The 17,077-nt window shown below is 62.5% G+C and carries 12 protein-coding genes and 5 pseudogenes; 4 read left to right on the top strand and 13 right to left on the bottom strand.

What is annotated here, in order from left to right; translation table 11 throughout:
• Nucleotides 1-220, top strand: a pseudogene (locus tag IVB01_RS05715) (IS5/IS1182 family transposase); the annotation flags it as partial.
• Between the two features lie 408 nt (nt 221-628).
• On the opposite strand, the gene IVB01_RS35425 reads toward IVB01_RS05715, so the two are convergent.
• The 3 genes from IVB01_RS35425 to IVB01_RS05705 all read right to left on the bottom strand — a co-directional run bounded on the left by IVB01_RS35425 (nt 629) and on the right by IVB01_RS05705 (nt 2,059).
• Nucleotides 629-751 carry a hypothetical protein gene (locus IVB01_RS35425; protein ID WP_256464831.1) on the bottom strand — a complete coding sequence of 41 codons (123 nt, stop codon included), beginning with the start codon at nt 749-751 and terminating at the stop codon, nt 629-631.
• Between the two features lie 79 nt (nt 752-830).
• Nucleotides 831-1,076 (bottom strand): hypothetical protein, encoded by a 246-nt coding sequence (locus tag IVB01_RS05710; protein WP_247334040.1) that lies wholly within the window; start codon nt 1,074-1,076, stop codon nt 831-833.
• Between the two features lie 662 nt (nt 1,077-1,738).
• Nucleotides 1,739-2,059: a DUF736 domain-containing protein gene (locus IVB01_RS05705; RefSeq protein ID WP_247278035.1), complete on the bottom strand. Its 321-nt coding sequence runs from the start codon at nt 2,057-2,059 to the stop codon at nt 1,739-1,741.
• Between the two features lie 409 nt (nt 2,060-2,468).
• Between IVB01_RS05705 and IVB01_RS05700 the strand changes: the two are divergent.
• A pseudogene (locus IVB01_RS05700) lies at nt 2,469-2,629 on the top strand (DUF736 family protein); the annotation flags it as partial.
• Here IVB01_RS05700 and IVB01_RS05695 read toward each other — a convergent pair.
• The 8 genes and pseudogenes from IVB01_RS05695 to IVB01_RS05660 all read right to left on the bottom strand — a co-directional run bounded on the left by IVB01_RS05695 (nt 2,604) and on the right by IVB01_RS05660 (nt 13,595).
• On the bottom strand, nt 2,604-2,972 hold the full coding sequence (locus IVB01_RS05695) for a hypothetical protein (RefSeq protein WP_346658362.1): 369 nt from the start codon (nt 2,970-2,972) through the stop codon (nt 2,604-2,606). The pseudogene IVB01_RS05700 and the gene IVB01_RS05695 sit on opposite strands and share 26 nt — an antisense overlap.
• A 251-nt stretch (nt 2,973-3,223) precedes the next feature.
• Nucleotides 3,224-4,147, bottom strand: a complete 924-nt coding sequence (locus tag IVB01_RS05690) for a DUF2493 domain-containing protein (RefSeq protein WP_247334041.1) — start codon at nt 4,145-4,147, stop codon at nt 3,224-3,226.
• 332 nt (nt 4,148-4,479) lie between these two features.
• Entirely contained in the window at nt 4,480-5,541 is a 1,062-nt protein-coding gene (locus tag IVB01_RS05685; RefSeq protein WP_247334042.1) for a toprim domain-containing protein, read from the bottom strand.
• Nucleotides 5,541-9,890 carry a bifunctional class I SAM-dependent methyltransferase/DEAD/DEAH box helicase gene (locus IVB01_RS05680; protein ID WP_247494309.1) on the bottom strand — a complete coding sequence of 1,450 codons (4,350 nt, stop codon included), beginning with the start codon at nt 9,888-9,890 and terminating at the stop codon, nt 5,541-5,543. Before IVB01_RS05680 ends, IVB01_RS05685 begins: the two co-directional genes overlap by 1 nt.
• 179 nt (nt 9,891-10,069) lie before the next feature.
• Nucleotides 10,070-11,191: pseudogene (locus IVB01_RS05675) on the bottom strand (ParB/Srx family N-terminal domain-containing protein).
• Nucleotides 11,192-11,296: 105 nt separating this feature from the next.
• The gene (locus tag IVB01_RS05670) at nt 11,297-12,253 is read right to left on the bottom strand and encodes a zincin-like metallopeptidase domain-containing protein (RefSeq protein WP_247334044.1); all 957 of its coding nucleotides are present in this window, start codon (nt 12,251-12,253) and stop codon (nt 11,297-11,299) included.
• 503 nt (nt 12,254-12,756) lie between these two features.
• Nucleotides 12,757-12,939: a hypothetical protein gene (locus IVB01_RS05665; protein ID WP_247279078.1), complete on the bottom strand. Its 183-nt coding sequence runs from the start codon at nt 12,937-12,939 to the stop codon at nt 12,757-12,759.
• Between the two features lie 134 nt (nt 12,940-13,073).
• Nucleotides 13,074-13,595, bottom strand: a complete 522-nt coding sequence (locus IVB01_RS05660; RefSeq protein ID WP_247334045.1) for a thermonuclease family protein — start codon at nt 13,593-13,595, stop codon at nt 13,074-13,076.
• A gap of 461 nt (nt 13,596-14,056) precedes the next feature.
• Between IVB01_RS05660 and IVB01_RS05655 the strand changes: the two are divergent.
• Nucleotides 14,057-14,856, top strand: a pseudogene (locus IVB01_RS05655) (DNA ligase); the annotation flags it as partial.
• Between the two features lie 484 nt (nt 14,857-15,340).
• On the opposite strand, the gene IVB01_RS05650 reads toward IVB01_RS05655, so the two are convergent.
• Both IVB01_RS05650 and IVB01_RS05645 read right to left on the bottom strand, forming a co-directional pair.
• Nucleotides 15,341-15,541 (bottom strand): hypothetical protein, encoded by a 201-nt coding sequence (locus IVB01_RS05650; RefSeq protein ID WP_247334046.1) that lies wholly within the window; start codon nt 15,539-15,541, stop codon nt 15,341-15,343.
• A gap of 86 nt (nt 15,542-15,627) precedes the next feature.
• Nucleotides 15,628-15,828 (bottom strand): annotated as a pseudogene (locus tag IVB01_RS05645) (cell envelope biogenesis protein TolA); the annotation flags it as partial.
• A 135-nt stretch (nt 15,829-15,963) separates the two neighbouring features.
• Here IVB01_RS05645 and ligD point away from each other — a divergent pair.
• Nucleotides 15,964-16,905 (top strand): non-homologous end-joining DNA ligase, encoded by a 942-nt coding sequence (ligD, locus tag IVB01_RS05640; protein ID WP_247494308.1) that lies wholly within the window; start codon nt 15,964-15,966, stop codon nt 16,903-16,905.
• Nucleotides 16,906-17,077 lie beyond the last annotated feature (172 nt).

Here is a 17,077-nt window from a genome sequence, read left to right as displayed (position 1 = left end):
TTACAAGTTCAGGGTGTTCACGTCAGGGCAGAAGCGGCGGGTGACGCCACAGATCACGCGCGAGCTGCGAAGGCGGTCCGCCGTCGAACCGGTCATCGGGCATCTCAAATCCGAGCATCGAATGGGCCGCAATTATCTCTGGCATCGCGAGGGCGACGCCAGCAACGCCGTCCTCGCCGCCGTCGGCTACAACTTCCGCGGCCTGATCTGCTGGCTCAGGCTCTCGTTGTGGCAAATCCTGGCCATCCTCTTCGCCCGACCGGAATCAATCCAGCCTGAATTCAGGGTTCTTCACGGACGACGACTTATGCGTGGCGTAATTGTCCATGACGAGATGGACCTCGAGTTCGCGCGGCACAGCGGCCTCGATCTCGTCGTGGAACTGACGGAATTTGGCAGCACGGCGACCTCGCTAGCACTTCGCCGTTGGCTCGTGCTGTCGCAATGTCGAGAGCGGCGAACAGCGATGTGGTGCCATATCTTCTTTAGTCATCCTTCCTTCGGGCCGGCTGGCCGGGACGCATCGGCAGCATGGTGGCTGCGGTCCAGCGCCCGGATTGGGACTTCTCATCCACGCATAGAACGACACCGAGCTCCGGCGGCCGGACGTAAAGGCCCACAGCGTCGCTCACTTTGGCCATGAAGTTTGGATCGTGGAGAGCTTGAAGGTCTCCGTCCGGTGCGGCTGGAGCCCGAAGCCCGGCCAGATGTGTTGCACGGTCGACACCGACAGGCCGCTGGCCTTCGCCATGCCGCGGGAATTCCGATGGATGGCGTTCTCAGGGCAACTCTCCAATGTCCTCACGATCGCGGCTTCGATGCGGGCATCCTCAATCGTACGCGGCGCCCGAAGCGTGGCTCGTCCACGCGCCGCTCCACAAAACGCCGCCGCCTACCCTCGACTCGTCAAGGCCCAGCTTGGCCGCCACTTCCTTGTTCTGACCGCCTTCCGCGCAGGTCAGCACGATTCGCGCTCGCAGCGCCAGCACCAGAACCGTCTTCCGCCGCTCGTCAGCGACTTGTTCGGCACGAACTTCATCGCTCAATGTCAGGGAGGCAAGTTGCCGGAGCGCCATCACATTCTCCGTCCCTGCTACATCCTCCATCTTGGCACAGCGACGCAAATCTAATGCAAATCTACGATTGGGGACTTGTGGCTCGGGACACCGGCCGCGGCGCATTTTTGAACCAAAGGTGATGTTGCTCTCTCTGAATGCGCACTACAGCACACCAACCGTGGGTGCCTGTCTGTTGCTGCCCGATGCAAGATCAGCAGACGGTTGCGCAGCGGCGAGGCAGACGCGCTCCGCACAACTGGGACCAGCATCGGCAAGGCCTCGGTTCCCCAAGAGCCACGTGCCTACAGTGCCGGCAGTGACCGCTCATATATGGTGGCCTCGAGAGGCAATCTGAGAACCGGAGAATTGATGTTTCTCGACTGGCTGGCCGACACGCTGGGTGTTCACTTATGCTGAAGGCTCGGTTCAGCCACCCAGAGGAGCGACAACACCGAAGGACTCGCCTAAGGTCGCAAGCCGGCGAGCCAGTTCCAAGAAGAAATAGCACTGCTGCGTAAGAGCGACTTTATGACCACCCGGATCGGTAGTGGCACTGCGAGCTCTAGAAGGCGAAATCACGAAAATCGACTGCTGCGATGCAGCGGCGCAGCGTTGATGTTTTCGACTTTAGGCTCCAAAGGAACCCGCCCGATCAACTCGGGCGGGCTTTAGAGCGAGTTTCACTCGCCGTTCTTGCGCGGCCGCGACCAGAGCAGGGTGTACCCCTCGCCGCCTTCGTCATCGAACAGGTTCGCGTAGATCGGTGCGTTGAAGGAGGGATCGTCGAGCTTGAGCGAGAGGTAGTCGCGGCCCTCCTCGGAGCGCTTCGACCAGGCTGCCCCGATCTCCGCCCGGCCCACGTAGATGCGGTGGCTGGGCGCGTTGTCGCTGGAGCGGTTGGTTTCGGCGACGATGCGGACGCCCTTGGTCTGAAGGCTCAGGGTGACGATCTCGCCGTGAAACTCGTTACCGACTTTCTTGAACGAACCGATATTAGCCATGTTACTTCTCCTGTTTGTGTTTCGAGCCCGCGACCACCGCGGCCTCGATGGCGATCTGAAGCCGAAGACGATCGGCGACGCACCCGCTTGAAGGGCCGGAGCGCAGCGGAGGACGCCGTTGTGGCGACTTTCTTGTCTCGCGAGGAATGGGCGAAGCCCAGGGGAAGAAAGTCGCATCAACGGCGTTGCGGCTCAGACGATCGAGGCGCAGCCGGTCTTGGGCGAGATCAAGCCATCAAAGAGGCCACGTGCGTCGCGTGCTGAACCGCAATAAGGAGAAGACGTGGCATATCTCGGTTCCTCTGAACAAGAGCGGCGAACGATCCGGCGTAGAAAGAGAAACAATCTGCTGCAAAGGGCGCTGTCCTCTTCGAAGGAATGATCAAGGGGCACGCCGCACCGCTGCAGCTACGTGGGTTGGGCCGAAATGGACGCGGATTGGTCAAGGCACTCCGAGAAGGACTGGCTCCCTGCTCGCGTCCCGATGATCCCTCATTCAACGTACCGATCTACGCGAACCTGTTCGATGATGAAGGCGCAAGGGTCATCCCTTGCGGAGAGTGGCGGTAAGAACTGGCTGGAACCGCTCCACCGCCCGACCTGACTCGGGTGGGCGGGTCTTCGCCAAAACTCTCAAGCGCGTCCATGCCGCGCCGCCGATGCAAACCGCACGCAGGCAAGCGAAGGCCTCGCGCCAAGCTAGCGAAGGCACCCCGATCTGCGACAGGGCGAACATCACATGATAGCCAGCGATAGCCGCAGGGACGGCGAATGCGGCTGCGATCGTGATGCGCAACGTCCGGATCCGACTGAGGGCGATGGCGACCTGACCAGCGGCAAGCGTCAGCGCGCCGGAAGCAATTCCGATGAGCAGTGCACCGAAAACGCCCGCGCCATCACGAAATGCCGACATCCAGACACTGAGTGCGACGAAAAAACGACAAGGCATAGACCGCCAGCGCAAAGATCAGCCAGCAGAACAAGCCGATGCCGAATGTGTTGAGGACAAGTCCAAGGGCAAGCATGGCGGTGGCTCTAGTGCATAGATGTACTGGTCGCGCCTCCCACCACCACCGCGGCGCGGCTTCGGACCTGATATCGAAACGAGGCGGAGTTGCGGCGTGCAACTCCACCCTGCCATCTTAGATGCGAGCAAGACGGCGCTCACGCGCCGCCGAACTTCCAGACGGGAATGCCGAGCCGCTTCGCCTTGTCGGCGAGATTGTCCTGGATTCCAGTGCCGGGGAAGTACATGACGCCGATCGGCAGGAGCCCGAGCATGGCGTCGTTGCGCTTGAACGGTGCCGCCTTGGCGTGCCTGGTCCAGTCGGGCTTGAAGGCGATTTGCGGTACCTTGCGATTGATCGCCCATTTGGAGGCGATGAGTTCGGCGCCTCTCGGGGAGCCGCCATGGAGCAGGACCATGTCGGGATGCTTCCCGTGAACCTTGTCGAGGCGATCCCAGATGAGGTGGTGGTCGTTGAAGTCGAGCCCGCCGGTGAGTGCGATCTTGGGTCCTGGCGGCACCAGGACCTCGGTCTCGGCGCGGCGTTTCGCTGCGATGAAGTCGCGGGAGTCGATCATTGCCGCGGTTAGCGTGCGGTGGTTGACCAGTGACCCCGACCGCGGACGCCAGGACGAACCGGTGTGGACTTCAAAGCGTTCGATGGCCTGGTCGCGGAAGAGTTCCAGGCAGTTGCGGCGCTCGATCAGCGTGATGCCTTCAGCCGTGAGGCGCTCGAGTTCGACCGATCGTACTTCGGAGCCGTTCTGCTCGCGCTGGCTCTTGTGCTGCGCCTGCTCGTTGTCGTCGAGCTGGCGTTCGATGCGATCGACGGCACGATGGAACAAGTTGACGGTCGACCAGAGCAGATCGTCAAGGTCCGGCTCGAGCCGCGTGTCGTTCAGGGTCGCAACCAGGGCGTCGAAGATGTCGGCCACGGCCCCGGAGATCATCTTGCCTTCGGGAAGCGGTCTCGGGTCAGGCTGGTCGTCGAAGGGACGGTAGCCGAAGAGCTGTAGTTTGGTGAGGACGTGGTCGGTCGGAGAAGAGGCGTGCGGCGGTTCGACGTCGTCATGGTCGGTCATGGAAGGAGGTCCTTTGCCGGGTTTGGCCGCGCCCTTCGCGGCCTTCGTGGCGATCACTCAGACGGCGGGCGGAACAGGCCAGAACCCGAAGGGCCGAAGCGGCAGCGGAGGATGGCGAAGGCCGGCTATTTTGCTTCGCGATGCAAAGCGCGCTGACTAGACATATGACGTGCGTTTCAATCGCCGGCGCGGCGGAAAATAGCCGGACGCAGCCATTGCCGGCCCGGGCCGCTTGCCGTCCGATCGCCCTCCAGAAGGCGCAAGGTCGCGTCCCCTTCCGGTATTGGCCTCGCCCATGACCGACCTGTCACGGTCGATCGAACCGTCGTGACCTATTCCGCGGGCACCGTCGACGAATGCAGGAAGCGGACGACATCCTCAGGTACGAGCTGAATCCGCAAGGCCGCTCGGAGACCGTCAAGACCGAAGACGTGCAGATCTTCGTTGAAATCGCCCAGCCGTGGTGACAACGCGATCGCTTCAATGCCGGCGTCTGCTGCGCGCTGGGTCAGAAGCGCGAGCACCGTATCACCGGCGGCATCGGCATCGCGAGCGATATAGAGCCGACGCAAGCCAGACGGCAGCAACATGGCCGCGAGGTGGTTGGCCGAAAGCGCAGCGGCCATCGGCATTGTCGGCAACACGTAGCGCAGCGACAGCATGGTCTCGATGCCCTCTCCGGCGGCGAGTATATCGTCCACCACGCCGAAACGAACGGCATTGCCGAGGAGGTCGCCCATCGCGCGTCGTGGCGTATCGATCGGAGCCTTGCCCAGCCGAACGCGATCAAAGCCGACCGGGTCGAGCCAAGTACGGTGTACCCCGGTGATCCTGCCATCAAAGTCAGTGACAGAAGCGATCATCGCCGGCCAAGTCTCGGTCGGCTGGTGCTCGTCCGGCCGATAGTAGCAGCGTGGGTGGAAACGCAGACTGCCGCCATCATGGACGTCGGCTATTCCGCGCCCCTGCAAATAAGTCTCGACCACGGTCCCCTCGATCGGGCTGGATATTGCAAAGAGCCGACGGGCGGCCTCTTGCGATCCGGCCGGTGCTGCCGGACCGACGGGCTTTGAGGCGAGTTCCGGTTCAGCGCGAGGCAATTTCAGGAAGCGTCTTGCTTCCTCGGCGGTCTCGCGGAAGTCACGCAATCCCAGGCTTTCGCGGATGACGTCGAGGAGATCGCCATGCTCGCCGGTCGCGGCGTCTGTCCATTTGCCGGCAGGCCCCTTCGTCGATTCCTGGAGCCGCACGAACAACGAGCGGCCCGGGGTATTGCGGACGTCGCCGACCAGCCAGTACCGCCCCGCCCGCTTGCCATGGGAGAGATAGTGTCGGCACACCGCCTCGGCCTCGCGCGCGAGGCGGCGTGCCAGGTCGGAGGCATCACGCGGCATCAGGCGGCCTCACGCTCACTGACGCGCGCGACCGGATACTGCTCAAGCACTTTCACCAGGATCTCGACGCCGCTCGCATCGGTGGGCACGAACATGCGCAGCTTCCAGGAGATGATCTCTCCGAAGAGGCCGTAGGCGCGCAGCCGATCGCGCATCGTGTCGTTGAAGCCAGACAGTTCGATGCGGTATGCGCCCATCACCCGCGCACGGCGAGGCTGCAGCCCCTCGGCTAGCTCGAGGACAGTCCGTCCTTTCATCAACACGGCCAAGGCAGCGTCGGGCGTCAGCGAAAGCGCGTCAGCCGCGAGGACGTTCGCGACCCAGGTCGCGGAGACCTTGCGGCCGATGACGCGCTCGCCCGCATCGGTCTGGAGCCGATAGACCCGCGTCGACTCGTTCGGCAGCCGCTTCCAGATGGGGAGTAGCAAGCCCGCCACGACGTGAATCATGCTTTCGGTGAACTGAGGAACCTCCGCGAGCTCCGCCAGCCAGGCTGCGGCAAAACGCTCACGATCCGCTTCGACCCAATGGCTTTCCGCCATCATTTTGAGGGAGACGCTGTGCTGCTCCATGGGGCGGATCAGGCGCACGCGCCGCTCGATCTCGCCGTCGTCGAGCATAAAGCTTGGGGCTGGAACCTGCACCGCGGCCCGCCCCGAGCGCTCATTGATCAGCAGGACGGCGCGAGGATCCGAAAGACGAGCAAGGGCATCATCCAGGCTCACAGGATGATTGCGCTGGCGCTGGGTAATCGTGAGCAGCCGGATCTCGGCGCTAGTGCCGGGATGGACATAGATCGTCCGTCGGTCTGTGACCACAAAACTCTCTGCGCGGAGCGTTTCCAGCCCGACGTCGTAGGTGCCGGATGCAGCTGCACCCTCGATCCGGACGGTCAACAGCTGCTCGAAGACGGTGAATAGGATGTTCTGAAGCTCGATCGTGAGCGCCAGCAACCTGTTCAGGAACGTCGTGATCGGCGGCAGGTCATCCCTGATCCCAGTGGTTTCCGTGAGCTTCAGGCCGGTCGCATCCTCGAATCTCTCGAGCGAGCACCCCTGGACCTTGCCGCGCGCCAGCAGCGTGTAGAGTTGGCGCAACGCGTCACGGCCGTACTGGCTTTCGAGATTGTCCTCGGGCCGGAACAGGCCCTGCCCTCCGGTCTGGCGTTGGCCGCGCGTGATGGCTCCCAACGTGTCGAGCCGGCGCGCAATGGTACTGAGGAAGCGCTTTTCCGCCTTCACATCGGTCGCGATCGGGCGAAACAGCGGCGGCTGCGCCTGGTTGGTCCGGTTGGTGCGGCCGACCCCCTGGATCGCGGCGTCCGCCTTCCAGCCGGGCTCGAGCAAATAGTGGACCCGCAGGCGGCGATTCCGCGCCGACAATTCTGCATGGTAGCTCCTGGCCGTGCCACCCGCGTCGGAGAACACGAGGATCCGCTTGACGTCGTCCATAAACGCCGCGGTCTCGGCGAGCTTCGCCGAACCGGCCCGGTTTTCGACGACCAGCCGCTCGCCCTTGCGAACGATGCGGCGTGGGCGGCCGGTGACTTCGGCGACCACGTCGGTGCCGAAGCGCTGGATCACCTGATCCAGCGCACCCGGGACCGGCGGCAACGAGGCGAGCTTTTCGATGAGACGGTCCCGGCGAGCGAGAGCTTCCCGGCTCTCAACCGGCTGACCGTCACGATAGACAGGCCGGGAGCAGAGGTTGCCGTCCTGGTCGGTGAAGAGCTCGTAAAGCTGGACCGGAAAGGAATGGGCGAGATAATCGAGGACATACTCGCGCGGGGTGATATCGACCTGGACGTCGCCGCACTTTTCGGTCGGAATCTCGGCGAGCCGGCGCTCCATCAACGCCTCGCCGGTCGAGACGATCTGGATGACGGCGGCATGGCCGGCCTCGAGATCGCTTTCGATCGAGCGGAGCAGCAACGGCGTCTTCATCGAGGTCAGGAGGTGACTAACGAAACGCTGCCTGGCGCTCTCGAAGGCCGATCGCGCGGCCGATTTGGCCTGGCGGTTCAACGTGCCGGTCTCGCCGGTGATGTTCGCGGCCCGCATGGCCGCATCGAGATTGTTATGGATGATGCTGAACGCGCCGGCATAGGCGTCGTAGATGCGAACCTGCTCCGGCGTGAGCTGGTGCTCGATGAGTTCGTACGCGACGCCCTCGTAAGATAGCGAGCGGGCCGCGTAGAGACCGAGCGCCTTAAGGTCGCGCGCCAGCACTTCCATGGCCGCAACGCCACCCTCCTCGGTCGCCTCGACGAACTCGGCGCGGGTGGCGAACGGGAAGTCGGTGCCGCCGCACAATCCCAACCGCTGAGCATATGCGAGATTGTGGACCGTCGTGGCGCCGGTTGCCGACACATAGACCACGCGGGCATTCGACAACGCATGCTGGAGCCTCAGGCCGGCACGCCCCTGCTGAGAGGCTGCCCCCGGGCGATTGCAAGCAATCGCCTCGAGGTCGCCGCGCTCGCCCTTCTGGCCTGCCGCGTTCTGCATCGCGTGGCTCTCGTCGAAGACGATCACTCCGTCGAAATCGGAGCCCAACCATTCGACGATCTGCCGAACGCGCGACAGCTTTTCACCGCGCTCGTCGGTTCGCAGCGTAGCGTAGGTGGTAAATAGGACGCCTTCCGAAAGCCGGATCGTTGTGCCCTGCCGGAACCGAGACAGCGGCGTCACGAGCAATCGCTCCATGCCGAGCGCGGACCAGTCGCGCTGTGCATCCTCGATCAGCTTGTCCGACTTGCTGATCCAGACTGCGCGGCGCCGGCCCTTGAGCCAGTTGTCGAGCAGGATGCCAGCGACCTGCCGCCCCTTACCCGCACCGGTGCCGTCACCCAAAAACCAGCCGCGGCGAAAGCGGACGGCATTTTCTGCGTCGTCGCGCGCGGCCGCGACAACGTCAAAGGTTGCATCGACCGTCCAGGAGCCCGCGAGGAATTCGGAATGGGCCTCGCCGGCGTAAATGACGCTCTCAAGCTGGGCGTCCGACAGGATACCATCCGCGACGAGATTGGCCGGCAGATGTGGTCGGTAAGACGGCTTCGGCGGCGCGATCGAGGCCATCGCGGCGGATTGCACGAGCTTGGTCGGGTGTGCATGCGCGCCCGGAATACGGATCGATTGCAATGCGTATTCCTCATAAAGCGCATCGGTAAGCCTGGCGCCTTCCGGCGGCAACCACCCGACCGTCTCGTACGAAAGTTCGACGCCTTCTTGCGCGGCGCCGCTGGAAGTAGAGGGAGGACATGGTGCAGAGGCGCCGAGGGACCGTGACGTCACGGGGCGTCTAGCGACCCTGATCACGACTGGGGCGGCAACAGCTAGCCTCGGAGGCAAATGTTGGGTCACCCAGTCGAGCAAGGTAGCGACATCGGCCGCCATGCCGAGCGAGGCAGGAAAGACATTCGGGTCCGCCGCGGGCTGCTTGTCGATCACAAGCAGCCTTGTATCGATCTGAGTTCCGTCCTTCGCGTAGACAGCGCCATCGATGGCGGCAGAGAACACAACTCGCGCGCGTCCCTGAAGGCGAACGAAGGCATCTCGCCACGCCGGATTGTCCGGCCCGAAGCTTGCACCGGTGATGGCGACCAGACGCCCACCGTCGCAAAGGCGCGCCAAGGCCGAAGCGATGTGCCGGAGCGCCGCGTCCGCCATTCGCCGATCGACATTCGCCAGCGCCGAGAACGGCGGATTCATCAAGACGACGCTAGGTACGAAATCGGCTTCGAGGTGATCATCGATCTGGGCGGCGTCGAACCGGGTGACCTCAAGGCCGGCGAACAGGTGATCCAGCAACTCCGCACGGGGTTCGGACAACTCGTTCAATACCAATGCGCCGCCGGCGAGCTCGGCAAAGATGGCGAGCAAGCCGGTCCCCGCAGACGGCTCCAAAACCCAGTCGGAAGGCGTGACGCAGGCCGCGGTACATGCAGCCAGCCTCAGTGGGATCGGCGTCGAGAATTGTTGAAGCGCCTGGCTGTCCTCGGAACGCCGCGTGTGCGTCGGCAGGAGACTGGCTACTCTCGCCAGCATCGGCAACATCGCCGCCGTCGAACCAGCCTTGGTCCCCATCGCCGGACCGAACTTGCGAAGAAATAGAACGGTGGCCGCCTCGCAGGTGTCATAGGCGGTCTTCCAATTCCAGCTACCTGCCGCATCCGAGGCGCCGAAGGCAGCCTCCATGGCGCCACGCAGGACGGCGGCATCGATGCGCCGGCCGCGTTCGAGATCGGTCAAGAGCTGTCGCGCAGCCCTGACTGCAGCGGCGGTGATAGTGGCAGCGGCACGCATCGGGAGCGGCGCGGCGGCAGCGCCGCTTGCGAGAGAGTCGGTCATGGGATTTCTTTCGGAGAGCAGGAACGGGTCGAATCGCCCGGCGCTCTCCTCAAGACCACGGCGATTCAAACTCATCCCGGCCCCACTCTCCCTCTCAGCCTCGGTCATAAGAATGGGGACCGACGCTGTGCATCGGTCCCCGAGCAAGCGCAGGCCAGCCGGAGCCAGCCCTTATGCTGTCACTCAGCCGCGTCGAGCTGTTGCGGATGCTCGTCGCTGCCGTTCTCCGGATCCTCCTCGCCAGCGAGGAATTCTGGCAGCGGGCCCGCTTCACCTTCCGGCTCCGCCGAAGACGGGCTGGAACCGTCGAGGCGCAGCGGCTCCGGCAACCAGCCCGAGCCATCCAGGAGACGCTCGGCCTCTTTGGCCATGTCGGCCTTCTTCAGATGGTCGATCAGTTGCGCCGACGACTCGCCCTTGGCTTCCCGCAACGCCTCCAGAATGCGAGGCTTAGTGACGGGGCCGATGTAGTTGTTGACTTCCAGCCAGCCTGCACCATGTCAACTCCGGCAGCGCGCGCTAGCACGTTGGCCTGGTCGAGACGCGTGCGGACGCCGTGGGCTGAGACGCGACCCTGATTGTAACGATTGGCCGGCTCATAGACGGCGTTGACCGCAAAGGACGCGCAGTGGGCGAACAGCGACGCCTGTGCACTACCATCGAGAGCCGTCAGCGCATCCCAGAGATCGTTCTCGCTCTTCGGCAACCGTGCGTTCCAGCCCTCATGCCGCACCTCGACAGACTTAGCCGAGACGCTTTCCCTCAAGCCCGGAGCTTGAGCAGGAAAGGTTGGCGTGCGCAGCCAAATCTCAAGGCAGCTCCCGGACGAAGCAAACCTGTAAAAGGCCGTCAGCACGAAGTTGTGCAGCACTGCCTGGAACGCGATCGCAGGATTTTCGGCCAGCGCATCCCGCAATGCCAGCGTACGGTGTGCCGTCAGTTCAATGATGAGCCGATCTGGCAACGGGCTTGCCGGGTCTTCATCATCCTCCTCGGCTTCGGGCACGACACACGGAACGACCCGCGTCTTCGCCATGCGCTTCTGCTTGACGAGAAGTTCCAGTGCGCGATAACGCCGACCGCCCGCTGGCACCTCGAACATGCCGGTTTCGTTACCCTCCATCGAGTACAGCCCGGACATTCAGGCTCTGCAAGAGAGTGCGCCTCGCAATGCTTTCCGCGAGCTGCTCGATCGAAACGCCCGCTTTCACGCGCCGCACGTTCGACTGGCTGAGCACCAGCTTGTTGAACGGAATGTCGCGCGAGGGCGACAGCGTGATCTTTTGGACAGCCTTGGTCATGTGGATTCTCCACGGGCGGCCGGGAGCCTCTCTCTCGGCCTCCAACCCGTCGCGAAAACCGCATCTCCCCTCTCACTCTCGTTTCCGAAGTGACTGGCAAGATCTTTACGCTGCCTCCTGCTCCGCTCTCTCGGTCGTCATGTCGACAACAACTTCCGGCAAGAATCCAAGGAGATAGTTCGCAACCTTGCTGGCTTGTGAAGCAGCTCGCACAATCGCGCGATTGTCTTCTCGCAGCACTTCAAGCCAGGAGCCAATATAGTCGGCGTGCCGCACCGTCGGCACGATACCGAGCGAAGCGCAACTGAACGCAGACGAGATCTCCGCAACCAGTTCCTCAAACGCGTACTTCCTGGTCCCGTAGCCGCCTGACAAGTCGCGGTTGAGACGTGACGGATGGCCGCTGGCATGCGCCAGCTCATGCAGGGCCGTTCGATGCCAATTGATCGGCTCGAAATAGGCTTGCGGTGGCGGCACCTGCACATAATCTTCTGCCGGCACATAGAAGGCGCGATTGCCGCCGATCCGGAAGTCGATGCTAGTCGCCTTGATAAGCTTTTCGACCCGGGGCTCGATCAGGCCTGGCGGCGGAGGCGGTGCCGTCGTTGTGATCTCGGAAGGCAAGCCCTCGCATTGATCACTGTTGAACACCGTGAAACGCTTGAGGAATGCAATGGCCTGCGCTTCCTCACCGCTCTCGCTCGCGCGCCGCTTTTCGTCAGCCGGCACAAAACGATTGGCGTAGACGACGGTCGTGCCGCGCTCGCACTTGCGGACGTGACCGCCGAGCAACAGCGCCTGGCGAAATGTAAGCCAGCTCTGACCTGTGAATGCGTGTTCGGTGGCGGCCCCCCAGAGGATCAAAATATTGATGCCGCTGTATTGGCGACCGGTCGCGGCGCTTTTCGGCAAGGCCAATTGCGCCTTCGCCGCCGCGGAGCCCCATGGCTGCACCCACGGCACTCCGCCGGCTTCCAGCTCGGCGATGATCTTGTTGGTGATTTCGTCATAAAGGCTCGCCCGGTCCTCACCGGTGCACGCCCGAGGATAATATCTGGACATCGCGGATCTCCGCGACGGGCGGTGCGAGCCTCTCTCGCAGCCTGTAACCCGTCACGGCAAATCCGCGCGACACTCTTACTCTCAGCCTCTCCGCGAGAGAGTGCGAAATCTACGAGGCGGCCCGCCTTCCGTCCATTTCGTCATAGGGCTTTGGCCTTGACCGCCCAGGGCCGCAGGCCCTGATCAGGCGTGCGCCAACGGCGCATCACCTCAGCGGAAAATGGCACCCGGAGAGCGTGAGCATAGCGACCCGAAGGGGCACGCTGGTCCGAGTGCAGCGACGAGACCGGTTAATAGCGGCACCCGGGAACGGGGCAGTGATAGCGATCGTCGAAGGCGAGCCCCTTTCCCGAGTGCCCCCGGCGAGGAGCTCCGAAGCTCTTGGCGCGAGGGATCGAAGCCGGGCGCCGAGACGCAAAGCGGCTCGGTTTCACGAGAGCCCGATGCGGCGAAAGCCGCACGCGCGCAAGCGGAAGAACTCCGCTCAGACTCGAACCGGCGATCTAGATTTCCTCGCGAGCATGCGTCTGCGCGTCGTAGATCCTGATCTGAAGCAACGGAAAACGCTTCTTTAGTTCTTCGCCAGCCGCCTTGGCGCCGTCTCTGGTTGTAAATTCGGCTTTGAACCGGCCGTCCACTTCAATCGCGTAACCAGAGGTCGGCAATTCACGGGTTGCTGCAACCATTTCATTCCCATTGTGCAGTGAGGTGATTGGGAATCATGGGTAGCGTGAGTCGCCCAAACCGCGCCAGAGCCACCTGCCCAACCTGTGATGATAGGCCAATACACGTTGTGGATCGGCATCTCTCCGGAACCGCATCAAGGATGGGCATTTGTGTCATCCGAGCAGGTGGCCGGCTTTCCACTTGCCCGAATGCATGCACGATAGAGCCACGGCTCGACGTAGCTGCCCTTCCAGAGTCCCTGGCCGGTACGCTCAGCCTCGCGCTGAGCTTTGTGATATCTTCTCTTCGAATATTGAGGCCAATCCAACGCAAGACCGCTCCGTACAAGCCATTCAGCGAGATCCCTGCCTGCGACCGAGCAGGTCGCAACCGTGCGGCCATACGGGTCGAGGCTGACAGGAACACAATTGACGGGACGGCTGGCAATGAAGGCATCAAGGTCGTTCGCCGCCTGTGCACCGCAACGATATTGTAAGCTGTCTTCGCCGCGGCACAGCTGACTGCTCTCCGGTGCATCAATGCCCCAAAGCCGGATGCGCACCCCATGCATTTCGAGCGTGTCACCGTCGATCACGCTCGCCTGTCCAACAAAATCGTCGGCCAGCGCCACACCCGACAGAATGGTGAGAATCAAAGCGACAGAGGTTCGACGCATTCCAATGACCTTGTAGCTATATCAAATCTCGCGGATTGGATTTGGCCAGTTCTCGAGTGGTTTCTGCGTCGGCAGGTTCTCGCCTTAGATGGTAGGCTGGTCAACCGGCCGAAGAGGAAAGTTGTGTCCCAATGCGCCGCTTGGGATGAGGCAAAGGCGCTGCAGCACCCTTTGCCGGACGAGGCGCGACAAGGAAGACAAGCTTACAGCCTATGCACAGGGCGGCGGAACACGTGGAAAAGCACCTGCCCCGACGATTTGGAATCCCTGCTCTGTGTTAGCAGCCGGAACGGATTGAGGGCCGCAAGGATTCGCCCCTCGCGCAGGAGCGATTTTGATGCTGATGACCAAGGAGAGGCGAACGGCGACCCGCACGGTACGCGGGCGGGCGGTAGCCGTGCTGGAGGAGGCAGGCGCGATCCGCGAGTGTGAGTACCACGGCTGGATGCAGGACCGCGCCGATCCACACGATCCAGTTCGGCGGCTACTGGGTCCAGATCTACTTGGCCAACGAGGCGGCGAAGGTCTTCACGCGCCGCGGCCATGACTGGACCCACCGCTTCAAGAAGGTCGCCCATCACGCGTGGCGGATCAGCGCGAGCTCAGCCGTCATCGACGGCGAGATCGTCGTCCCCGCCGCCGACGGCACCACGGATTTCTCGGTGCTGCAGAACGAGCTCAAGGGCAAGTCAACGAGCATTGTGCTGGTGGTCTTTGATCTGCTCTACCTGAATGGCCGCGATCTCCGAAAGCTGCCGCTGATCCAGAGGAAAGCCGAGCTCAAGAAAATCGTCGATGGTACCGACGTCCAGTTCAACGAAAGCTTCGAGATCGAGGGACGCGAGATGTTCGCGCATGCCTGAAAACTCGGTCTGGAAGGCGTCGTCTCGAAGGTGCGAGACGCTCCCTATCCGAAGGGGCGTACAGGCGATTGGGTGAAGAAAACCTGCATCCAGCGCGAGACACTGACGATCGCTGACTCGACGAGGGAAAATGGGACGGCATCGATGTCGATCGCCGCAACGGCGACGATCTGGTCTATGCGGGCAAGGTCGACCACGGATTTGACAAGACGTCCGCCGCTGACCTCCAGAAGAAACTGATGCCGCTGATCCGGAAGACGCAACCGTACACGAAGCGGATCGCACATAAGGGCATCTGGGTCGAACCAAAGCTGCTCGCCGAGACCGAGTATCGCGCGAAGTCGGCCGAGGGAAAGGTCCGGCACCCGTTCTACCGGGGCCTGCGGGAGGACCTGTGATGGATGCATTCGATCGCCTGGCAGTGGGCCAACAATCCCTTGGAAAGCCAACTGCACGATACCGGCCGAGCTACATCGGGCCGTCATGGAGCTCGCTCCTGAGAAGCGACGGGACCGCGCCGCCGTGAACCAAGCCGCAGTAGGCGTACTAGGGTACTCACAGATCTGGGTCGATGTCCGGTCCGCCTCGACCCCGACCGCCTTTGTTCAACCGCATCAAATGCCGCGATGGGACAACAGAGGACGCGCTACAATAACGACGAGGTCGCCAACTGAGACGGTCTTACTTCATGTCGAAATTTCCCGGGGGGCGCCTCTTTAGGCGCCAATAGCCCACCAATGCGCCCCACTCAAATACGCTGATTAGGATGCCGACCAGTGCAGTCCCAATCCCGCACATTATCAAAATCATTTGGAGCATCGAATCACCGCGTGCCGTGTCGATGTTCCTGAGAGTACCAAAGTGAACAGTCGTTCCGAAGGCTTATTTGGGTGGCTGCAATTCGGGCGACGTCAGCCAGTCGCTTAGATGCGCGCCGGTCTCGGCGATCCTGGCTCGCTTAAGTAAACTCTCACGTTCCGTACCAGCCGGTAACTGGCTCGCCCGTTCTTTAAGCTTATTGGCCTGTTCGGCCATTCGTTCTTCAAGCGAGCGGGTCTGCTTCACTCTGCGGCGCTCTCCCATGGGGCGCTCCCTAGTGTTGAATACGATTTCCAAACCGCGAAAGGTAAGTTCGGTTCCGGTCGGGTCGTTGAAGATCTGTCGGATCAGGCCGGCCGCCTGAGAACGACGCCGGGCTTTACCATGGTCGCGGCGACGACGTCCCGATCGTGGCTCTCCCTTGCCGCGCCCTGATGGAAGAGATTGCTATCTGCGCCCCGCGCTTCCAGAGCCGCTTTCATGCAGGGAGCGGCGATCGCCTGACCGACGAAGCCCAGCGAGGTCTGATAGGTCTTCAGTTTTCTGGCCATCGGTCCGATCCGCCCTCCGCGATCGATCGTGCTCACGCCACGACGCCTGCGGAACACGACGCGGCCTCGAAGCGTTCCCTAATCCTTGAAGGACGTCCATGCATTTCGCAACGCGCTCCGAAGGATTGACCTCGAATGAGCCCGACGTCGCCCTTGCCCAAGCGTTTGCAGCCGATGCTCGCCACCGACGCGCCGTTCAACGACCCCGGCTGGGTTTTCGAGGACAAGTATGACGGCTTCCGGATGATCGCAGAAATCCGGCGGGGCAAGGTTGCACTCTACAGCCGCAACGGCAAGATCATCAGCCGCAGCTATATCGAGGTCGCTAAAGCGCTGGAGGGCGTGAAGGGCGACGCCGTGATCGACGGTGAGCTCGTCGCGATCGGAAAGGACGGCGTCTCACATTTCCAGCTGCTTCAAAACGCGCGGCGCCATGAAGCGAAGCTCCTGTATTGCGCCTTCGACCTCATGTTCGAGAACGCAGTGGACTTGCGCAGGCAGCCTCTCCTCGAGCGCAAGAAGCGGCTGAAGGCGATTCTGCCGCGCGACAGGCTGATCGCCTTCAGCACTCACCGCAAAGGAGACGGCACGAAATTCTTCGTCGATGCCGAGCGGAAGGGTTTGGAAGGCCTCATGGCGAAGCGCGCAGACAGCGCGTATACATCAGGAAGCCGAACGGCGGATTGGCTGAAGATCAAGACGGCAAAGCGTCAGGAAGTGGTGATCGCCGGCTTCACGGCACCCAGGCGCACCAGGCCATTCTTCGGCGCCCTGGTCCTCGCCGTGCGGGAAGACGACGCATGGCGCTATATCGGACATGTCGGCACCGGCTTCAGCCACAAAATCCTGGAAGACCTGCATGGCAAGCTCGTGAAGCTGACGGCCCCTAAATCGCCGTTCCCTGCCAAAGTGAAGGACGAGGCCGCCACGACCTGGGTCAGGCCCTCGCTCGTTGCCGAGGTCAAGTTCGCGGAGTGGACGAGCAAGGGCGAACTGCGCCAGCCCGTCTACATCGGGCTCCGGTCCGACAAGCGGGCGAAGGAAGTCGTGCGCGAGCGAGAACGTCCGCGCAAATAACGCTTCCCTTCGAATGTGACCGGCAAACGGAACGAATTAACGCATTCGCCTCCTCCGCTGTGAATTCCCAGCGCGGTGGTGCGCTCAGTCGCCTCCAGCCGCGCTAATGCCTTTCGTCGGGCACCATTAATCCTTGGGATGAAGGTACATCTTTGCTTCCTGTCGCACGAAC

It is taken from the genome of Bradyrhizobium sp. 164, assembly GCF_023073715.1.
GTDB lineage: Bacteria > Pseudomonadota > Alphaproteobacteria > Rhizobiales > Xanthobacteraceae > Bradyrhizobium.
Note: the sequence above shows the minus strand (reverse complement) of the source record. Positions and strands in the feature narration are given on the sequence as shown.

What these genes read in the sequence shown, in the direction of transcription:
- IVB01_RS05665 (WP_247279078.1), bottom strand. Translation starts at nt 12,939, where the DNA reads ATGGTTGCAGCAACCCGTGAATTGCCGACCTCTGGTTACGCGATTGAA.
- IVB01_RS05650 (WP_247334046.1), bottom strand. Translation starts at nt 15,541, where the DNA reads ATGGGAGAGCGCCGCAGAGTGAAGCAGACCCGCTCGCTTGAAGAACGA.
- ligD (WP_247494308.1), top strand. Translation starts at nt 15,964, where the DNA reads ATGAGCCCGACGTCGCCCTTGCCCAAGCGTTTGCAGCCGATGCTCGCC.
- IVB01_RS05660 (WP_247334045.1), bottom strand. Translation starts at nt 13,595, where the DNA reads ATGCGTCGAACCTCTGTCGCTTTGATTCTCACCATTCTGTCGGGTGTG.
- IVB01_RS05695 (WP_346658362.1), bottom strand. Translation starts at nt 2,972, where the DNA reads ATGTCGGCATTTCGTGATGGCGCGGGCGTTTTCGGTGCACTGCTCATC.
- IVB01_RS05710 (WP_247334040.1), bottom strand. Translation starts at nt 1,076, where the DNA reads ATGGCGCTCCGGCAACTTGCCTCCCTGACATTGAGCGATGAAGTTCGT.
- IVB01_RS05705 (WP_247278035.1), bottom strand. Translation starts at nt 2,059, where the DNA reads ATGGCTAATATCGGTTCGTTCAAGAAAGTCGGTAACGAGTTTCACGGC.
- IVB01_RS05685 (WP_247334042.1), bottom strand. Translation starts at nt 5,541, where the DNA reads ATGCCGCGTGATGCCTCCGACCTGGCACGCCGCCTCGCGCGCGAGGCC.
- IVB01_RS05670 (WP_247334044.1), bottom strand. Translation starts at nt 12,253, where the DNA reads ATGTCCAGATATTATCCTCGGGCGTGCACCGGTGAGGACCGGGCGAGC.
- IVB01_RS05690 (WP_247334041.1), bottom strand. Translation starts at nt 4,147, where the DNA reads ATGACCGACCATGACGACGTCGAACCGCCGCACGCCTCTTCTCCGACC.
- IVB01_RS35425 (WP_256464831.1), bottom strand. Translation starts at nt 751, where the DNA reads ATGGCGAAGGCCAGCGGCCTGTCGGTGTCGACCGTGCAACACATCTGG.
- IVB01_RS05680 (WP_247494309.1), bottom strand. Translation starts at nt 9,890, where the DNA reads ATGACCGACTCTCTCGCAAGCGGCGCTGCCGCCGCGCCGCTCCCGATG.